Genomic DNA, 17752 nt, shown 5'->3' with positions numbered 1-17752 from the left:
GGTTCTGTCCCTTCATGAGATCGTCCGCAGACGACTTATCGTGTTTCAAGTTGATATGGTCTCCCGGGAGACGGCATCGAGCCAGCGCCGTACCTGTCCTTCCGGATCCTGATGGCCGATGAAGTCGCTCATGACGGCCACCGTATCGGCCCCGGCTTTGAGACAGTCTTCCAGACGGGACACGTTAATTCCGCCAATCGCAACAAGCGGAACAGTCCCGCACAGCTTCCGCCATTCCGCCAGCTGCTTCAGCCCGCGTCCCTCAAGCGATACACCCCGAAGCTGCGTGGACCAGACCGGACCAAAGGAAATGTAATCCGGCTTGCAGGCCAGCGCCGTTTCCAGTTCTTCACGGGTATGAGTGGAAATCCCGAACCTGATGCCAGCCGTCCGGATCGCGTCGAGATCGGCCGTTTCCAGATCTTCCGGACCAAGATGCAGCCACTCATAGCCCAGTTCGATGGCAGTCTGCCAGTAGCGGTTCAGGGCCAGAGACACATTGAAACGTGCGGCAAGTTCCTGTGCAAGCAGAGCCTGTGCCCTGATTTCCTCTTCCGGAAGATCCCGGAGATAAAGCTCGATAAAGCGCAGGCCTGCACCACCAAGCCGTTCCACCCAGCGGGGATGGTCAACGACGGCATAGATCCTTGATGGAAGGGAAGACATCACGTTCGTACTCCACAGGCCTGCATACAAGGTGGCGCATCATCAGACTGGACCACACTGTTACAGTTCGGACTGGATGCGTCCAGAGATACCATATCTTTATTAACGTCCTGTTTTCAGGACCGTTCCTGCAAAGCGGCGAGCAGAGCCTCTACCGGATGGGGTGGGCGATGACCGGCCATGCGCTCCGTCTGGCAGCGGCATGAAAATCCGGTCGCGAGGACTGGCTTTTCGACTTTGGTCCGCCAGTTCTGATCGAAGATCTTCCGCGACAGGTCGACATGTTCCTTCTGATGCCCGAACAGCCCGGCCATCCCACAACATCCCGCTTTCCCTGCCTGTACCGGTACGCCGAAATGACCGAGGATAAAGGCCCAGTCCCCGGCACTTTCCGGTCGTGCAGCCTGTTCCGTACAATGGGAGATCACAGTCATGGGTGCCGTCAGGCTCTCGATCTGCGCCGACGGCAATGCCCCCTGCTCTATCTTCTGGCGCAGGAACGTTTCCAGCGGGATAACGGCCGGTATCGGGGTCTCGCCTGCAACGTCCTTATATTCCTGGGTGAACATGAGCCCCGTTGCGGCATCCAGCGAAACGACCGGGATCTCGAATGCAGCGAGTTTGCGCAGGTTTCGAAGCGTCTGGCGGGCCGTAACGCCAAAGCCTCTGCGAAATCCCAGAACATGACGGGCCTTGCCGTTGTCCCAGACAGGCGTGACCTTCACATCCAGCCCGAGAGCCGTCAGAAGCGTATGGACGTTCTCGACAAGCCCACCATCAAAGCTGCCGGTGAATGAATCCTGCATCAGCACGACCGCACGCGGATTGCCACGGTTGCGCCTTAACCATGAACGGCTGATCCGGCTGTCCGCATCCAGTCGCGCCGGACGCAGGTGCGGAAGATCCACTAGCCCGAACCGGGACAGAACGGCCCGCGAGAGCGGATTATGCATCAGGAGGTTAGTCAGCGTCGGGATCGTCCGTCCTACAGCCAGAAGCGGCTCCAGCCAGTAGACAAGATAATCGCGGACCGGCCTGCGACGGTCCCGGAAATAGCTGGCAAGGAACTTCGAACGCATGGAGGGAATGTCCACACGGATCGGGCACTGTGTCGCACAGGCCTTGCACGACAGGCAGGTATCCAGCGCATTCTTAAGTTCGTCCGTCAGGGCCGAAAGCATGCTGCGATCCGCAGCATCCTGCGGTAGCGAGCGTAATCTGGCCCAGCTCCGGATCAGAAGCGCACGCCCTTTCGGGGACTGGGAGCGGTCTTTCGTGGCCTTGTAGGATGGGCACATGGCCATGTCCGGCTCACGGTTAAAACAGGCACCATTACCGTTACAGCTTATGGAAAGCGCGTAGGGTTCGCGAAGTGCGGGAGCAATGTCCTCGTCAAAACGTCCCTTGAACGGGATGCCGTCGATCCGGTCCACAGGATAGCCCGCACCGCCGGGTGCCAGTTTGCCGCGGTTGAAAATATCTTTGGGATCAAAGACATCCTTGATCTGGCAGAGTTCCGCGAACAGCGTGTCGCCGAAAAACAATGGTGAGAACTCACCACGGAAGCCGCGCCCATGTTCGCCCCAGAGCAGACCACCGTGCCGTTTCGTCAGATTGGCCACAGCATCGGAAATCGGTCGGATCAGCGCGCGATCCTCTGCGGTCAGCATATCTAGGAACGGCCGGACATGCAGGCAGCCCACATCTGCATGTCCGAACATGCCGTAAGACAGCCCGTACCCGTCCAGAATGTCCCGGAACTCGCTCACATATTCAGGCAGCACATCCGGAGGAACGGCAGTGTCCTCAACGAAAGGAACACCCTGCCGGTGACCATCGGGGCGCCCGAGCAGACCAACCGATTTTTCCCGCAGAGTCCAAAGATTCGCAATGATGTCTGGATCTGAAACTGCTTTATGATCAACGGGTTTGTGGGGAGAGTTCTCAAGCAGGGTGACGGCATGAGCCATCTGCTCCTGCAGGACTTCCAGATCATCTCCAACGAACTCGACGAAGCTCATACCTTTGACCGGAAGTGCAGATTTGTTGCCCAGAACGTTCTCAAGCACATGCCAGATCACGTCCTGCTGGGCCTTGGCCAGAACGCGATCATCCAGCACTTCCACCGCAGACGGATTGGCTGGAAGAAGGGTCTGCACGTCGCGCAGGGTGTCGTTAAAGCTGGCATAGCGGACGACGATGAGCTGCCGGTATTTCGGCAGCCGTTTCACGCGCAGCATGACTTTCTTGGTCAGGGCAAGCGTGCCTTCTGATCCTGCCAGCAGCCGCGCGAGATGAAAGCTTCCATCCTCAAGAAGAACGTTCTGAAGGTTGTACCCGGTCAGCCCGCGGTTCATGTCCGGAAAGACACGCCGGATTTCGTCTGCCTGTTCCGTGACAACCCGCTGAACTTCGCGATAGGCGCGGGCCGCAAGCCCTCCTCCGTTCACGCGGTCTTTCAGTTGCTCGGATGTCAGCGCGCCCACATGGAGATCGGTCCCGTCCGACAGAACGACATCCATGGCGTCTATATAGTCGGACGTCCGGCCGTAGATGCGCGATCCTTTGCCGGACGCATCAGTCGCAATCATACCGCCAATTGTGGCCCTGGTGGCCGTCGAGACCGTTGGCGGGAAGAAAAAACCGTGGGGTTTCAGAAACGCATTAAGCCGTGCCAGAATAACACCCGGCTCAACCGTAACCGTCCCTGCTTCAGCATCGAAATCGAGGATCCGGTCCAGATGCCTCGAGACATCAAGCACAATGCCATCCGTCAGCGACTGGCCGTTGGTTCCCGTTCCGCCACCACGGATTGCAAGGGTCAGTTCACCATCGACAGCGGCGCGTACGGCCCGGTTGATGTCTTCGCCTGTCCGCGGATGAATGACGGCCGCAGGAAGACGCTGGTAGATGCTGTTATCGGCAGAAGACACCAGACGGGAGGAGACCTGAAGATGGATGTCGCCTTTAAATCCCTGCTCATCCAGTCGTCTGACAAAGGCTTCGCGAACGGCGATTTCAGATGCACTAGGAGACAGGCCTGAATTTCCGGTCAAAGTCCCGGATACTGCGTCTCCACCCATCTGTACGTTTCCTTCACCGTCTCGTTGTCCGCGTCACTATAACCTATGCTGAAAACTTTCCCCCGATAGAAAAATCCTTCATTCCACCGTAACGGATTTCGCAAGGTTGCGGGGCTGGTCCACGTCCGTTCCTTTGAGCAGCGCCACTTCATAGGCCAGCATCTGGACGGGAATGGTATACAGGATCGGGGCTACAAACGCGTCCACATCCGGCATGATGACAACCTGCTCAGCCACGTCTTTCAGCCGCTTCGCACCTTCCGCATCAGTGAAGGCAAGAATGCGACCTCCCCGAGCCTTCGCTTCCTGAAGGTTGGACAGGGTCTTGTCGAACAGGATCGTCGATGGGGCTATAGCAACGACCGGAACGGTCTGGTCGATCAGGCTGATGGGGCCGTGCTTCAGTTCACCCGCCGCATAAGCTTCCGCATGGATGTAACTGATTTCCTTTAATTTTAAGGCACCTTCAAACGCGATAGGCGTGCAGATGCCGCGTCCCAGATACAGGACATCGCGGGCCTGAGCCACGATGGCCGCCATGGCCTGGATGTCCTTTGTACGGGTAAAGACTTCGGCCGCACGGGACGGCAGATCCAGCAGGCTCGCCGTCAGACGTTCTTCACGGGCCTGATCCATGGTGCCGCGAGCCCGCGCAAAGTCGATTGCCAGAGCCGCCAGAACAGAGAGCTGTGCCGTAAAAGCCTTGGTGGAGGCTACGGAGATTTCCGGCCCAGCATCCATACCCAGCACGAGATCGCTTTCACGTCCCATGGTCGAGTGCTCGACATTCAGCACGGAAACAATGCTCTGCCCAGCCTTTTTGAGGCTCCGCAGAACCCCCAACGTGTCAGCGGTTTCGCCAGACTGGGAAATCAGCAGCGCCACGCCCTTGTCCGGCTGCGGCGGCTCGCGGTAGCGCATTTCGGACGCAACATCGATTTCCACCGGGATGCGCGCAAGGGATTCCAGCCAGTACCGCCCGACCATACCGGCATAATAAGCGGACCCACAGGCCGTGATGGTAATGCGCGGAACCTGCGCCGGATCGAACGGCATTTCCGGCAGGGCAATGCGCTTTGAAACCGGATCCGTGATCCGCTTCAGCGTCTGCCCGATGGCCACCGGATGCTCATGGAGTTCCTTTTCCATGTAATGCCGGTAACCATCCTTGCCGACTTGTCCGGCCATGAAAGTCAGATCCTGAACCGGACGACTAACTTCCGCGCCGGTCATGTCGAAAATTCTGACATGACCGGGGGTCAGTTCGCACCAGTCGCCATCTTCCAGATAGGTCATTTTCCGGGCCATCGGGGCCAGCGCAATGCTGTCGGACCCGAGGAACATCTCACCGTTGCCATAGCCTACCGCCAGCGGAGCACCATGACGTGCACCAATCAGCAGACCCTCATGATCCTTGAAGATCATGGCAATGGCATAGGCGCCTTCCAGCCGCTTGATTGCAGCAAAGGCTGCATCGCGAGGTTCCAGTCCCTGCCCCAGATAGTCATCGACCAGATGGGCGACCGTCTCTGAATCCGTCTCGGTCCGGAACACGCGTCCCTTCGCCTCAAGCTCTTTCTTGAGCTCGGCAAAGTTCTCGATGATGCCGTTATGGACGATCGCCACGCGGCCGGCTTCATGGGGATGGGCATTGTTTTCCGTAGGCGCGCCATGCGTGGCCCAACGCGTGTGCCCGATCCCGGTCGTGCCGGGCAGCGGATGTTCCTTCAGGACATGCTCCAGATTGTCGAGCTTGCCAGCCGCACGACGGCGCTCAATGTCTCCGGACGCCGTCAGCGTAGCAATGCCTGCGGAATCATATCCGCGATATTCAAGACGACGGAGTGCCTCGAACGCGATCGGACTGGCAGGCTGGTGTCCAACAATTCCGCAGATACCGCACATCAGCCCTGTTCCTTCCGAGCTTTGAGAGACTGTTTGATCTGAAGGCCCTGCCCGCTTTTCAGCGTCTGCCGGGCCCGGCCCAGAGCGAGATCGCCGGGAGGGACATCACTGGTGATGACGCTGCCAGCCGCAATAAGGGCATCGTTTCCGACGGTCACGGGCGCGATGAGGATGGAATCCGAGCCGACGAACACGCGCTCGCCGATCGTGGTCCGGTGTTTGAATACGCCATCGTAGTTGCAGGTAATGGTCCCTGCTCCGACATTCGTGCCGCTCCCGATCGAGGCATCGCCCAGATAGGTCAGATGATTGGCCTTCGCGCCCTCACCCAGTTCCACATTCTTGAGTTCGACGAAATTGCCGACATGCGTCTGTGCGGCGCAGAGCGTGCCGGGACGCAGCCGGGCATAGGGACCGATCATCGCATTTTCTCCGACCTCGCAGCCTTCCAGATGGGAAAAGGCACGAATGAGAGCACCGGAACGGACTCTGACGCCGGGGCCAAAGAAAACGTTCGGCTCAACCGTTACATCCGCTTCGATGACGGTGTCGGTGCTGAAGAACACGGTTTCAGGAGCAACAAGCGTAACGCCCGCATCCATGGCTGCATTTCGCATCCGGGTCTGAAGTGTCGCCTCGGCACAGGCCAGTTCCGAGCGGGAATTGACGCCCGCCAGTTCGGCTTCCGATGCTTCCACGCAAACGACCGGTCCAGCTTTGGCGGCCATTTCAACCACGTCTGTCAGGTAATACTCGCCCTGGGCATTGTCGTTGCCGACATCCGCAAGCCAGGTCCGGAAATCGTCGGCTCCGGCACACATGACACCCGCATTGCACAGCGTGATGCGGCGTTCATCTTCCGTGGCATCCTTGAATTCGACGATCTTCACGACCCTGCCGTGATCCTCGACAATCCGGCCATAACGCCCCGGTTCCGCAGGCCGCATTCCGAGAAGTGCCATACTGGCGCCTTCCCTGCGGGCCGCCAGCAGGCGTTGCATCGTCTCTGCTGTAATCAGCGGATTATCGGCATAGAGAATGGCCACATCGCCAGTACCGAACAGGTCCCGCGCCGTGTTGGCGGCATGTGCCGTGCCAAGACGCTCGATCTGCGTGACGGTTTTGAAAGGATGGACGGCCTTTTCAAGGTCCGGCATGTCCGGTCCCGTGACGACGACCACATCATCAAAAACCTGCCGGGCAGTTGTGATGAGATGGTTGATCATCGGCTGGTTGCCCAGACGATGCAGCGCCTTAGGCAGACGGGATTTCATGCGCGTGCCGAGGCCCGCAGCAAGGATAATGGCAGTGGTGCGATGGGTGCTGTCGGTCATGTCCCGCCCGGGGTATCCAAACCACGGGCCCGCGTCAAACGGAGCCCGCAGACTGTGTCATCACTTCGAATTGCCGATTATTGCAAGACGTTCGAGTGCTCCGTTCAGGGAGCTACGGCGTGCTGCATGACAACCATGACACGCCCGAGTTTGGGGTGGTTGAACTCGATCCGGACCGGGACTGCGCCCAGACCATCGATCTTTTTAAACCAGACTGCTCCCGGCTGTGGTGCAGCCAGTTTTGCCCGGTTCGGAGAGTCCTTGACGAACCCTGCGAGCTGCCGACCAATAAAGTCACACCGCAGGGCCTGCCCCGAATAGGCTTCATCCTGCCCTTGCGGAATATCTGCCACGGTGGGGCCATACACTACCATTTCGCTCAGGCGGATCCCGTCAAAAACGATCTGCGAGCCGTCACATTTCCCGGTTGTCACAAGGGAATGCAGCAGCCGCGCCATACCGCTCAGTGTATCGACCGTATGGGGTAGCGAACTGTCGGGGATCGGTTCGCGGTCAGTTTCCGGCGGCTGGAGATCCGTTACTTTTGGAGTGTCGTTCGAGAATTCCAGCCGGACATGCCGGTGCTTGCCGCGGGAAATGCCTCCGCTGTCAAACAGCACCGGCTGCACGCTGCCGTCGGGCGTGAACTTTCCCTCAACGCGGGATGTCACGTCCATGGTCACGAACCAGCTGATCAGACCCGCCGGTTTGATCTGGGTGCTGCCTCCATAGCCCCAGGGCTGGAGCTGATAGGAGGCCTGCGCATTCAGAACGTGAAAGCCCTTGAGATAAACGGCATAGGCAGCATTGACCTGCCCCTCAGCCCGGGCCGGGCTACAGCCCAGTCCGGTCATCAGGGCAAGTGCGGTCCCTGCGACAAGAGCCTTAAACGTCAAGATTGGCGACCTTCAGGGCATTGCCGACAATGAAGTCCCTGCGCGGCTCCACAACGTCGCCCATCAGCGTCGAGAACACCTGCCCGGCATCTTCCACATCGCCGACCCGGACCTGCAGCAGGGTGCGGGTCGAAGGATCGAGCGTGGTGTGCCACAGCTGCTCGTCATTCATCTCGCCCAATCCCTTGAACCGGTTGATGGTCAGACCGCGACGACCCTGAAGCAGGATGCGCTCCATGACGGCTGCGGGACCGAACAGTTCATAAGCTGTGGGGTCGAGCGTAAGCGTGACGGGCTTTGCGAAGTCGCGGGCCAGACGCTCCCACTCCGACACCAGCCAGCGGGCTTCCGCCGAGCGGAGCAGCGACGGTTCGATCCGGTAGACCTCACCCACACCACGAACGGAGCGGGCACATTCCAGGCCGGTTTCCGAAATGGAGACCTTCCAGCCACGCTCATTGGGCAGCGATGCCCCATCCAGGCGCTGCTGGAACTCGGCCATCCGCGAGGTTGCGACAGCGATATCGCTGTCGAGCACACCCGAGATGGCGGCCTGCTCCATGACCCAGACGGGAACCTTGGAAGCAATGCTCTGAAGGCGACGGGCGGCAGCCGAAAGGAACGCGACTTCCTCGGCCAAGGGCTCTCCTGTCAGTTCCCGGCCATCCGCAAAGCGCAGGGAGGCATTCGCCAGGGCCTTGTCCAGCAGATACTGCTCAAGAGCGGCATCATCCTTGAGATAGCGCTCTTCCTGACCACGCTTGGCACGATACAGCGGCGGCTGGGCGATATAGAGATAGCCCTGCTCGATCAGCTCCGGCATCTGACGGAAGAAGAACGTCAGAAGCAGCGTGCGAATATGCGAACCGTCGACGTCAGCATCGGTCATGATGACGATTTTGTGGTAGCGCAGCTTTTCAGCAGAGAAACCACCCTGATCGACATCGCCCCGACCGATGCCAGTGCCAAGGGCGGTGATCAGCGTTCCAATTTCCGCCGAGCCCAGCATCCTGTCAAAGCGAGCCCGCTCGACGTTCAGGATCTTGCCGCGCAGCGGCAGGATAGCCTGGAAGCGACGATCCCGCCCCTGCTTGGCCGTGCCACCTGCGGAGTCACCCTCAACGATAAAGATTTCAGCCTTGGAAGCGTCACGCTCCTGACAGTCCGCAAGCTTGCCCGGAAGCGAGGACACATCCAGCACGCCCTTGCGCCGCGTCAGCTCGCGCGCACGACGCGCAGCTTCACGCGCGCTGGCAGCGTCGATGATCTTGGCGACAATGGCCTTCGCTTCTTTCGGATGCGTCTCGAACCAGTGGGAGATCGCATCGGAGGCAGCAGCATGGACGACAGGCTGGACTTCGGACGAGACGAGCTTGTCCTTTGTCTGCGAGGAGAATTTGGGGTCAGGCACCTTCACGGACAGCACGGCGGTCATGCCTTCGCGCATGTCCTCACCGGTCAGAGATCCTGCCTCACGCTTGGCCACACCTTCAGCATACTTGCCAACAACGCGCGTTAGGGCCTGACGGAAACCGGCCAGATGCGTACCGCCATCGCGCTGCGGGATGTTGTTGGTGAAGCACAGCATCGTCTCGTGATAGCTGTCGTTCCAGGTCAGCGCGAACTCGACGCGGATGCCGCTTTCGGGATTGTCGATCTCACCCGTAATCGGCGGAGTGACGATGGAAGTTTTTGAAGAATCAAGCCATTCCGCGAACGCGCTCAGACCACCGTCATAGTGGAAGCGCAGCTCCTTCGGCTCGGCATGACGCTCGTCGCGCAGGATGATCAGCATGCCCGAGTTCAGGAACGCCAGTTCGCGGACGCGCCGTTCCAGAATGGATAGATCGAAATCGACCTTCGTGAAGGTCTGTTTGCTGGGCTTGAACGTAACCAGTGTACCGCGGTCTTCCGTGGACGGTCCGATGACATGAAGCGCTTCATTACGCTCGCCATGCTGGAAGCGGATCTTGTGCTCCAGCCCGTTGCGCCAGATGCGCACTTCCATCCATTCGGACAGCGCGTTCACCACAGCGGCACCCACGCCGTGCAGACCACCGGAAACCTTGTAGGAGTTCTGGTTGAACTTGCCACCGGCATGAAGCTTGGTCAGTACCACTTCGGCGGCACTGATGCCCTCTTCGGGATGGAGGTCCGTCGGAATGCCACGTCCATTGTCGCGCACGGACACCGATCCGTCGCCATTGAGCGTCAGGATGCAGTAAGTCGCGTGTCCGGCCTGGGCCTCGTCCACGGCATTGTCGATGATTTCGAAGACCATGTGATGCAGGCCGGAGCCGTCATCCGTGTCACCGATATACATGCCCGGACGTTTGCGGACGGCATCCAGTCCCTTCAGTACCGAGATGGAGGAAGCGCCGTAATCTTCACCGTCGGCGCCAGGAATCTCGGGCTGGTTCTGGGTCTCTGACATGCGCGTGACGGTCTCCATGGTACTCTGAAAATCTGTTGGATCAGTATAGCCTGCGCCGCCCAATTAGGCCAGCGGCGCAGCTATGTCAGGAGGGAGATATGGTGCCGTTCCTGACGGAAAAAAACTGGGCCCGGCCTGCAATTGGCGCAAATGGTTCGATATCGGTACCAGTAATCAGGACAGGAGCCTGCAATCCTTCAAGGCTTTCGAGCAGTGCGCGCCGTCGCACTTCATCCAGATGAAGCAGAGGCTCGTCCAGAAGGATCGCCGGCGCATGGCCCCGCTCCTGCCGCATCAACCGTGCATGGGTCAGGATCGTACCCGTCAGCATGACTTTTTGCTGCCCGCTGCTCGAAAGCTCGGCGGGACGGCCTGTTGCGGTGTCGGACAGAGTAAAATCGGCGCGATGGGCACCGACAGAGGTGCCGGAACGCAGCCGGTCCTCATCGCGGGACTGCTGAAGGCTGCTCCTGATCCAATCCTCCACCTCCAGTGCGGGCTGACTGCCAAGGCGAGCGGAGATGGCACAGTCCAGATGAAGCGTGCTGGCAGAAAATCCATCATTTTCAAACGGATGGGCGTTCATGCTCTCAACGAGTGCGAGCCGCGCAGCAGAAGCAGCAACAGCATGCCGGGCAATGGAGTCCTCAATGGAGGACAGCCAAGCGGTCTCGTTGGGGCGTTCGGAAAGGAGCCGGTTGCGGCTGGCAACTGACCGATCATGGGCCGCAATCTGCCGTCCATGATCGGGTGACAAGGCCATGACCAGTCGGTCCAGAAACCGGCGTCGCCCGCTGGAGCTTTCCTGGAAAAGCCGGTCCATCTGCGGGGTCAGCCACACACAGGAAAATTTTTGCCCAATTACAGCCTGAGAGCGGATATTTTCCCCATCAAGGCGGAATGTCCGGCGCTGTTTCTCGGTCAGATCGCTGCCGGTGCCGATCCGGAATTCATCCAGACCGGACTGAAGTGTCGCTGCAACGCCCCAGTGGTCCGCCCCATTGCGACAGAGAGCCGGAAGGGGCGCTGCCCGAAGACCCCGACCGGGTGCCAGCAGGGAAACGGCTTCGAGCAGATTGGTTTTCCCGGAACCGTTCTCTCCCGTCAGAACCAGAATGGAGGCATCCGGGGTCCAGACGGTATGGGTGTAGTTCCGGAAATCCGTCAGCGCGAGCCGGGTCAGTTTCAATCGTGGCTCGTGCTCAGACCCGCATGGGCATCAGGACGTACAGCGCCGAAGGGGACGCCGTGTCACGGACGATGGTGGGAGCAGAGCTGTCAGAGAATGCGAATTCCACTTCCACGTCGATCTGATCGGTGATGTCCGTCAGGTAACGGGCCTGGAAGCCGATCTCAATCGGCGCCGCGTCGTAGGAAACGGCGTTTTCATCCAGTTCCTCATGCGCTACGCCCTGATCGGGGCTGGTGGCGGACAGGTTCAGCATGTTCTGCGTGACAGACAGCTTGACCGGGCGCGAACGCTCCTGGCTGATGGCCGCAACACGACCAACGGCGGCTGCGAAATCGCGCTTGCCGACCCGCAGGATGCGATCATTGCCCTTGGGAATGACACGCTCATATTCCGGGAAAGTGCCGTCGATCAGCTTGGAGGTCAGCAGAACCGGGCCAGCCTGGAACTGGATGCGGGTATCGGACAGGGACACTTCCAGATCGGCCGCCCCTTCATCGAGCAGCTTGCGCAGTTCGTTGATGGTCTTACGCGGAATGATGACGCCCGGCATGCCGCGTGCGCCTTCCGGAAGTTCCGTCTCGACGCGGGCGAGACGATGGCCATCCGTGGCCACGGCCCGCAGCATCGGGATGGACCCGTTTTCTGCAACGTGCAGGTAAATACCGTTCAGGTAATAACGGGTTTCTTCGTTGGAAATGGCGAACTTGGTACGGTCGATCAGACCACGAAGCGTTGCAGCCGGGATCGAAAAACGATGCGGCAGATCACCAGCAACCATGGCCGGGAAATCATCAACCGGCAGTACATTCAGGCTGGTGGCATAACGACCGGCCCGCAGGGCAAGAGGAGCCTCGCTGTCCTGATGGTCGAACTCCAGAGCCACGCCATCAGGCAGCTTACGAACGATTTCGAAAAGCACTGCCGCCGGAACAGTCGTAGACCCCGAACGCTCGCCGCTCGCAGGAACATCTTCTACGACGGCGATTTCCATATCTGTCGCCGTCAGGCGCAGAATATCATCCTGATAGCTCATCAGAACGTTGGCTAGGATGGGAATGGTATTCCGCTTTTCCGCAACGCCGTGAATATGCGCCAGAGCCCGTTGCAGCAGGGTACGGTCAACCTTGAATTTCATTCCGAGCCTCGGCGAAGATCTTGAATTAATTGAGAGAACCTAGCAGACCCCCGCCCCTCGGGAAAGAGAGGGATCGGAGGTCGCAAAGGTCAGCCTTCCAGCATCCGGCGCAGCAGTTCCACGTCTTCGGCAAAGGATGTGTCCTGGTCCATCAGCTCGGTCACGCGGTTGACGGCGTGCATGACGGTCGTGTGATCGCGGTTGCCAAACTTGCGTCCGATTTCCGGAAGAGACCGGCTCGTCAGCTGCTTGGCCAGATACATGGCAACCTGACGCGGACGTGCCACGGCACGGGCACGGCGGGCGGAGGACATGTCTGTCAGGCGGATGTTCCAGTGCTCGGAAACCTTGCGCTGGATTTCCTCGATGGTCACGCGGCGGTCATGGGCCTTCAGCATGTCCTTGAGAACATCCTGCGTCGTATCGAGCGTAACCGGACGTCCCACGAGGTCTGCATGGGCGATCAGACGGTTGAGCGCGCCTTCAAGTTCACGGACATTGGTCGTGATCTTGTGGGCGAGATATTCCAGAACCTTGGACGGAACATGCGTGCCCGATGCCTTGGCCTTGGCTTCCAGAATGGAAATGCGCAGCTCGAAGGTCGTAGCATGGATGTCAGCGACCATGCCGCAGCCCAGACGGGTCCGCAGACGGTCTTCCAGGCCTGACAGATCAGACGGGCTCTTGTCAGCGCTGACAATGATCTGGCGACCGGCATCGACGAGGGCGTTGAACGTATGGAAGAACTCTTCCTGCGTGTTGTCCTTGCCGATCAGGAACTGGAGATCGTCAATCATCAGCACATCAACGGAACGGAGTTGTTCCTTGAACTCCATCGTGGACTGCGAACGGATCGCCGCGATGAAGCGGTACATGAACTTTTCCGCGGACATATAAGCCACGGAGACCTTGCCTGTCCGGGTCAGTTCCGTCCCGATAGCGTGCATCAGATGCGTTTTACCGAGACCAACGCCGCCATACAGGAAAAGCGGATTGAAGCCGGGGCTCGACGGCTTTTCCGCCACGCGGCGAGCGCAGGCATAGGCAAACTCGTTCGGCTTGCCGACGATAAAGGTATCAAACGTAAAGCGCGGATCAAGCGGCACGGCCAGATCGCTGCGGCTTTCAGGCGCGGCAGCCTGAGGTAGGCTTTCGCTGATCTCGCCCGTGCTCTCGCTGCCCTCATCCAGATCATCCACCGGCACTTCCGGCAGACCACGCTTGACCTGAAGTTCAACGCCCTTGATGTCTTCGCGCTCGGTACGCCAGAGCGTCTGCAGGCGCTCTTCATACTGGCTGCGGACCCAGTCGCGGAGGAAGCGTGTGGGCAGGTAAAGGGTCAGTTCATCTTCGTCGAGCGGCCCCAGAACGATCTGCCGGAGCCATGTCCGGTATTCGACCTCGCCGACCTCACTCTTCAGTTTCTCACGAACGCGGACCCAGGCGGTCTCCAGCGATGTCGTCGAACCGGGGGCGGAGGCGCTGGCGTCCAGATACTGAGCGTTTTCCACCATTGTACCCCCTTTCATGTCCATTCCCGCATCCGCGGGCATCAGTTGTGGTTCCCTGCACGCAGGGCAATTGTGCTCTCGACAGAAAAACTGCAGCAGAAAAGCCGACGAATTTCCGGAGAAGCCAGAGCATCCGATACTTTTTTGTCGAACGTCCAGAATAGGCGTCCGTTCGGCCCGAAGCAAGCTGGAACACGAAGGGTTCAGCGGGATGTCGCGGGAGTGTTCCCAATGAGCAACCCGGCAACAGGAGCCCGGGAAAAAATATCGGGAATGCAGTCAAAAAAGAACGCGCTCCTGGAGGGGAGCGCGTTCTTCAGTTCCGACCCGAAGGGAAAGCTCAGGCGGTTGCCAGAGCCTTCACGCGGGCGGACAGACGGGACAGCTTGCGGCTGACCGTGTTCTTGGCAATCACGCCCTTGCCTGCTGCGCGCTGCATTTCCGGCTGTGCAACCTTGAAAGCCTCGGAAGCAGCGGATTTGTCGCCAGCCTGAATGGCGAGTTCAACCTTCTTGATGAACGTACGCATGCGGGACATGCGGGCAACGTTGCGCTCACGGCGACGTTCGTTCTGACGGATACGCTTGCGGGCAGAAGCTGTGTTTGCCATGGATCTTTCGGTTCAGTTTGCGTTTTGGTCGCGTAAATGGTTGGCGCCGTCTACTCTGTCCGGACGGGTCCCGTCAAGCGTTTTGCACATTTTACACAGGATGGGGGCATCTTCCTGTCACGCTGCCTATTTCTGGCAGGTCGGACAGAAGAACGTCGAACGGCCCGACTGCGTTATACGCTGGATCAGATGTTCTGCCCCACAGTTCGGGCATGGAGCCCCTTCGCGTCCGTAGACGAGGTGCAGATCCTGAAACCCGCCTTTCGTGCCGTCAGCCTGCACATAGTCGCGCAGAGACGACCCTCCGGACGCGATGGCCTGCTCCAGGATCTGCGGAATGGCTTCCGCAAGAGCGGCGGTCTCTTCTCCTGTCAGGGTACAGGCCTGCCGCTCGGGATGAATGCCACAGCGGAACAGCGCCTCGCACACATAGATATTGCCAAGACCTGCAATCAGCTTCTGATCCAGCAGCGCGGATTTGATCGGTGTACGCCTGCCCTGGAACAGGTCTGCCAATGCCGGACCGGTCATGGCGTCCGAAAGCGGCTCCATTCCCAGATGCGCAAGCAAGCGGTGACTGTCCTCTTCAGACGTCCGAACCAGATCGACCATGCCAAAGCGTCGGGGATCAACCAGCCCTGCCCGCGCGCCGCTGTCCGTTTCAAGAACCAGATGCTCGTGTGCCGGCGGAGTCGCGTTTGTTCCCGCCTGGCCAATCGTGAGTCGGCCTGACATGCCCAGGTGCAGCAGCATGCTCCACCCGCCTTCAAGACGCATGAGAATATACTTCGCGCGCCTGCGGAACGAGAGAACGTGATGGCCTTCCAGCTTTTCCCGCAGATCAGCGGGAAACGGCCAACGAAGGTCGGGGCGATTAACGGAAACATGGCTGATTCGGTGCCCTTCAAAGGCATCACGAAATCCGCGCATGACGGTTTCGACTTCTGGAAGCTCTGGCATGGCTGGCCTCAACGATATATCGATTGCCCCATGACCGATAGCGCAGAACACAACGCCTCGCCCTTCCAGTCCTCCGCACACGCCGAGGACACCACCGATTTCGGCTACCGGAGTGTTCCGCGCGGCCAGAAGAAGACGATGGTCCGGGAGGTGTTCGAGAGCGTCGCCGGGAAATACGACATCATGAATGACGTGATGTCGCTGGGCATTCACCGCGTCTGGAAGCGCATTTTCGTGGGCATGCTCAATCCGCGCCCGAACATGAAGCTGCTGGATCTGGCTGGTGGTACGGGTGACATCACCTTTGGCTGGCTCCGTGCCGGCGGTGGCCCCACCATCCTGTCCGACATCAACGCTGCCATGCTCTCCGTGGGACGTGACCGCGCCATCAAGGCGGGACTGATCGGCAAGATCGAAGTCTGCGTGGTGGACGCGGAAGCCATCCCCCTGCCCGACTGCTCCGTCGATCGCGTGACGATCGCCTTTGGCCTGCGTAACTGCACGGACAAGGACGCCGTGCTGCGTGAGGCGCGTCGTGTGCTCAAGCCAGGCGGGCGCTTCTTCTGCCTGGAGTTCTCGCAGGTCGAAGTGGCAGCCCTCGCGCCGATCTATGACATGTGGTCTTTCCAGGTTCTGCCCAAGATGGGCCAGATCATCGCCAAGGACTCCGAGAGCTACCAGTATCTCGCCGAGAGCATCCGCATGTTCCCAGATCAGGAAACGCTGGCGCAGATGATGCGCGATGCCGGGCTTGAGCAGGTCCAGTACCGCAACCTGTCGGGTGGCATTGCCGCCATCCATTCAGGCTGGCGTCTGTAAGTCCATGCGCCGCGTCCTGCTGATCGTCTCGGGCGGCATTGCGGCGTTCCGGGCGCTTGAGCTGGTGCGGCTGTTGCGGGCTGAGGGCATTGCTGTCACACCCGTCATGACCGGGGCCGCAAAAGCCTTCGTCACCCCGCTCAGCCTTGAGACACTGGCGGGCGAGCGCGTGCATGATGCGCTGTTTGAGCCTACGCAGGAAAGCGAGATCGGCCATATCGCCCTCGCCCGAAGTGCGGATCTTGTGGTCGTCTGTCCCGCCACCGCCAACATCATGGCGCGCATGGCCCATGGTTTTGCGGATGATCTGGCGACCACGCTTCTGCTCGCAACCACATCCCCCATCCTTCTGGCTCCGGCCATGAATGTGCAGATGTGGGAACACCCAGCCACGCAGGGCAATCTGAAAGTTCTCGAAGCACGCGGCGTTTCTGTTGTCGGGCCGGATGTGGGAAGCATGGCCTGCGGAGAAGTCGGCGCGGGCCGTCTCAGCGAACCGCCGGCAATCCGCGACGCCATCCTGCATATCCTGACGCCGGACCGCTCTTTGGCTGGACGTCGTATTCTCGTGACGGCTGGCCCGACCGTCGAGCCGCTTGATCCCGTGCGGTTCCTGTCCAACCATTCTTCCGGACGACAGGGTTACGCCATCGCCGCGGCTCTGGCAGCACGGGGCGCGGACGTCACACTGGTCAGCGGGCCGGTTTCGATCCCTGTGCCTGAGGGCGTCCACCGCATCTCCGTTCAGACCGCCCGCGAGATGCTGGCGGCCTGTGAAGCTGCGTTGCCGGTCGATGCTGCCGTCTGCACCGCCGCCGTTAGCGACTGGCGCGCAAAGGAACTGGCGCCGGGCAAGATCAAGAAGACCGGTGACGGACCGCCCAGACTCGAACTCGTGGAAAACCCCGACATTCTGGCGACGCTCTGTCGTTCCGCCCAACGCCCGTGTCTTGTCGTGGGATTTGCGGCTGAGACGGATGATGTTCTGGACAACGCCCAGGCCAAGCGTCTGCGTAAGGGGTGTGACTGGCTGGTGGCCAATGATGTGCGTCAGGGCGTGTTCGGCGCCATGCGCAACACCGTTAGCCTGATCGACGACAATGGCGTTCAGAGCTGGCCGGAAATGGACAAAACCGACGTCGCGGAACAGCTCGTGCAGAGGATTGCGGCCTTCTTTGCCGATCCGTCTTCATAGGCATCGCGATCC

Annotated in this window: 13 protein-coding genes; 2 read left to right on the top strand and 11 right to left on the bottom strand. The window is 59.8% G+C overall.

What is annotated here, in order from left to right:
- Positions 1 to 45 precede the first annotated feature (45 nt).
- The 11 genes from GRO01_RS06215 to mutM form a co-directional block, all read right to left on the bottom strand.
- Complete coding sequence (locus tag GRO01_RS06215; protein ID WP_062510286.1) at positions 46 to 666, bottom strand: thiamine phosphate synthase; 621 nt, start codon at positions 664 to 666, stop codon at positions 46 to 48.
- 116 nt (positions 667 to 782) lie between these two features.
- Positions 783 to 3749, bottom strand: a complete 2967-nt coding sequence (locus GRO01_RS06210; RefSeq protein WP_062510288.1) for an FAD-binding and (Fe-S)-binding domain-containing protein — start codon at positions 3747 to 3749, stop codon at positions 783 to 785.
- A 78-nt stretch (positions 3750 to 3827) separates the two neighbouring features.
- Positions 3828 to 5654 carry a glutamine--fructose-6-phosphate transaminase (isomerizing) gene (gene glmS, locus GRO01_RS06205; protein WP_062510290.1) on the bottom strand — a complete coding sequence of 609 codons (1827 nt, stop codon included), beginning with the start codon at positions 5652 to 5654 and terminating at the stop codon, positions 3828 to 3830.
- On the bottom strand, positions 5654 to 6988 hold the full coding sequence (gene glmU / locus GRO01_RS06200) for a bifunctional UDP-N-acetylglucosamine diphosphorylase/glucosamine-1-phosphate N-acetyltransferase GlmU (RefSeq protein WP_062510292.1): 1335 nt from the start codon (positions 6986 to 6988) through the stop codon (positions 5654 to 5656). The genes glmS and glmU overlap by 1 nt, the downstream gene beginning before the upstream one ends.
- Before the next feature lie 104 nt (positions 6989 to 7092).
- Positions 7093 to 7884 carry a DUF3108 domain-containing protein gene (locus tag GRO01_RS06195; RefSeq protein WP_062510295.1) on the bottom strand — a complete coding sequence of 264 codons (792 nt, stop codon included), beginning with the start codon at positions 7882 to 7884 and terminating at the stop codon, positions 7093 to 7095.
- Positions 7874 to 10318 (bottom strand): DNA topoisomerase (ATP-hydrolyzing) subunit B, encoded by a 2445-nt coding sequence (gyrB, locus tag GRO01_RS06190; protein ID WP_062510587.1) that lies wholly within the window; start codon positions 10316 to 10318, stop codon positions 7874 to 7876. The genes GRO01_RS06195 and gyrB overlap by 11 nt, the downstream gene beginning before the upstream one ends.
- A gap of 85 nt (positions 10319 to 10403) precedes the next feature.
- Entirely contained in the window at positions 10404 to 11507 is a 1104-nt protein-coding gene (recF, locus tag GRO01_RS06185) for a DNA replication/repair protein RecF (protein WP_062510297.1), read from the bottom strand.
- Positions 11508 to 11520: 13 nt separating this feature from the next.
- Positions 11521 to 12645: a DNA polymerase III subunit beta gene (dnaN, locus tag GRO01_RS06180; RefSeq protein ID WP_062510300.1), complete on the bottom strand. Its 1125-nt coding sequence runs from the start codon at positions 12643 to 12645 to the stop codon at positions 11521 to 11523.
- A gap of 89 nt (positions 12646 to 12734) precedes the next feature.
- Positions 12735 to 14174 (bottom strand): chromosomal replication initiator protein DnaA, encoded by a 1440-nt coding sequence (gene dnaA, locus GRO01_RS06175; RefSeq protein ID WP_371857382.1) that lies wholly within the window; start codon positions 14172 to 14174, stop codon positions 12735 to 12737.
- A 322-nt stretch (positions 14175 to 14496) separates the two neighbouring features.
- Positions 14497 to 14766: a 30S ribosomal protein S20 gene (rpsT, locus tag GRO01_RS06170; protein WP_062510301.1), complete on the bottom strand. Its 270-nt coding sequence runs from the start codon at positions 14764 to 14766 to the stop codon at positions 14497 to 14499.
- A 126-nt stretch (positions 14767 to 14892) separates the two neighbouring features.
- A complete protein-coding gene (gene mutM, locus GRO01_RS06165) occupies positions 14893 to 15726 on the bottom strand; it encodes a bifunctional DNA-formamidopyrimidine glycosylase/DNA-(apurinic or apyrimidinic site) lyase (RefSeq protein ID WP_062510303.1) in 834 nt (277 codons plus the stop codon).
- Positions 15727 to 15756: 30 nt separating this feature from the next.
- Between mutM and GRO01_RS06160 the strand changes: the two genes are divergently transcribed.
- On the top strand, positions 15757 to 16545 hold the full coding sequence (locus GRO01_RS06160) for a class I SAM-dependent methyltransferase (protein WP_062510305.1): 789 nt from the start codon (positions 15757 to 15759) through the stop codon (positions 16543 to 16545).
- Positions 16546 to 16549: 4 nt separating this feature from the next.
- Positions 16550 to 17740, top strand: coding sequence for a bifunctional phosphopantothenoylcysteine decarboxylase/phosphopantothenate--cysteine ligase CoaBC (coaBC, locus tag GRO01_RS06155; protein WP_062510307.1), 1191 nt, complete (start codon positions 16550 to 16552; stop codon positions 17738 to 17740).
- Positions 17741 to 17752: the final 12 nt, after the last annotated feature.

Origin of the sequence: Gluconobacter roseus NBRC 3990, from assembly GCF_006538885.1 — a bacterium.
GTDB classification, from domain to species: domain Bacteria; phylum Pseudomonadota; class Alphaproteobacteria; order Acetobacterales; family Acetobacteraceae; genus Gluconobacter; species Gluconobacter roseus.
Note: the sequence above shows the minus strand (reverse complement) of the source record. Positions and strands in the feature narration are given on the sequence as shown.

What these genes read in the sequence shown, in the direction of transcription:
- rpsT (WP_062510301.1), bottom strand. Translation starts at nt 14,766, where the DNA reads ATGGCAAACACAGCTTCTGCCCGCAAGCGTATCCGTCAGAACGAACGT.
- glmU (WP_062510292.1), bottom strand. Translation starts at nt 6,988, where the DNA reads ATGACCGACAGCACCCATCGCACCACTGCCATTATCCTTGCTGCGGGC.
- GRO01_RS06160 (WP_062510305.1), top strand. Translation starts at nt 15,757, where the DNA reads ATGACCGATAGCGCAGAACACAACGCCTCGCCCTTCCAGTCCTCCGCA.
- glmS (WP_062510290.1), bottom strand. Translation starts at nt 5,654, where the DNA reads ATGTGCGGTATCTGCGGAATTGTTGGACACCAGCCTGCCAGTCCGATC.
- mutM (WP_062510303.1), bottom strand. Translation starts at nt 15,726, where the DNA reads ATGCCAGAGCTTCCAGAAGTCGAAACCGTCATGCGCGGATTTCGTGAT.
- GRO01_RS06210 (WP_062510288.1), bottom strand. Translation starts at nt 3,749, where the DNA reads ATGGGTGGAGACGCAGTATCCGGGACTTTGACCGGAAATTCAGGCCTG.
- dnaN (WP_062510300.1), bottom strand. Translation starts at nt 12,645, where the DNA reads ATGAAATTCAAGGTTGACCGTACCCTGCTGCAACGGGCTCTGGCGCAT.
- dnaA (WP_371857382.1), bottom strand. Translation starts at nt 14,174, where the DNA reads ATGAAAGGGGGTACAATGGTGGAAAACGCTCAGTATCTGGACGCCAGC.
- coaBC (WP_062510307.1), top strand. Translation starts at nt 16,550, where the DNA reads ATGCGCCGCGTCCTGCTGATCGTCTCGGGCGGCATTGCGGCGTTCCGG.
- GRO01_RS06215 (WP_062510286.1), bottom strand. Translation starts at nt 666, where the DNA reads ATGTCTTCCCTTCCATCAAGGATCTATGCCGTCGTTGACCATCCCCGC.
- gyrB (WP_062510587.1), bottom strand. Translation starts at nt 10,318, where the DNA reads ATGTCAGAGACCCAGAACCAGCCCGAGATTCCTGGCGCCGACGGTGAA.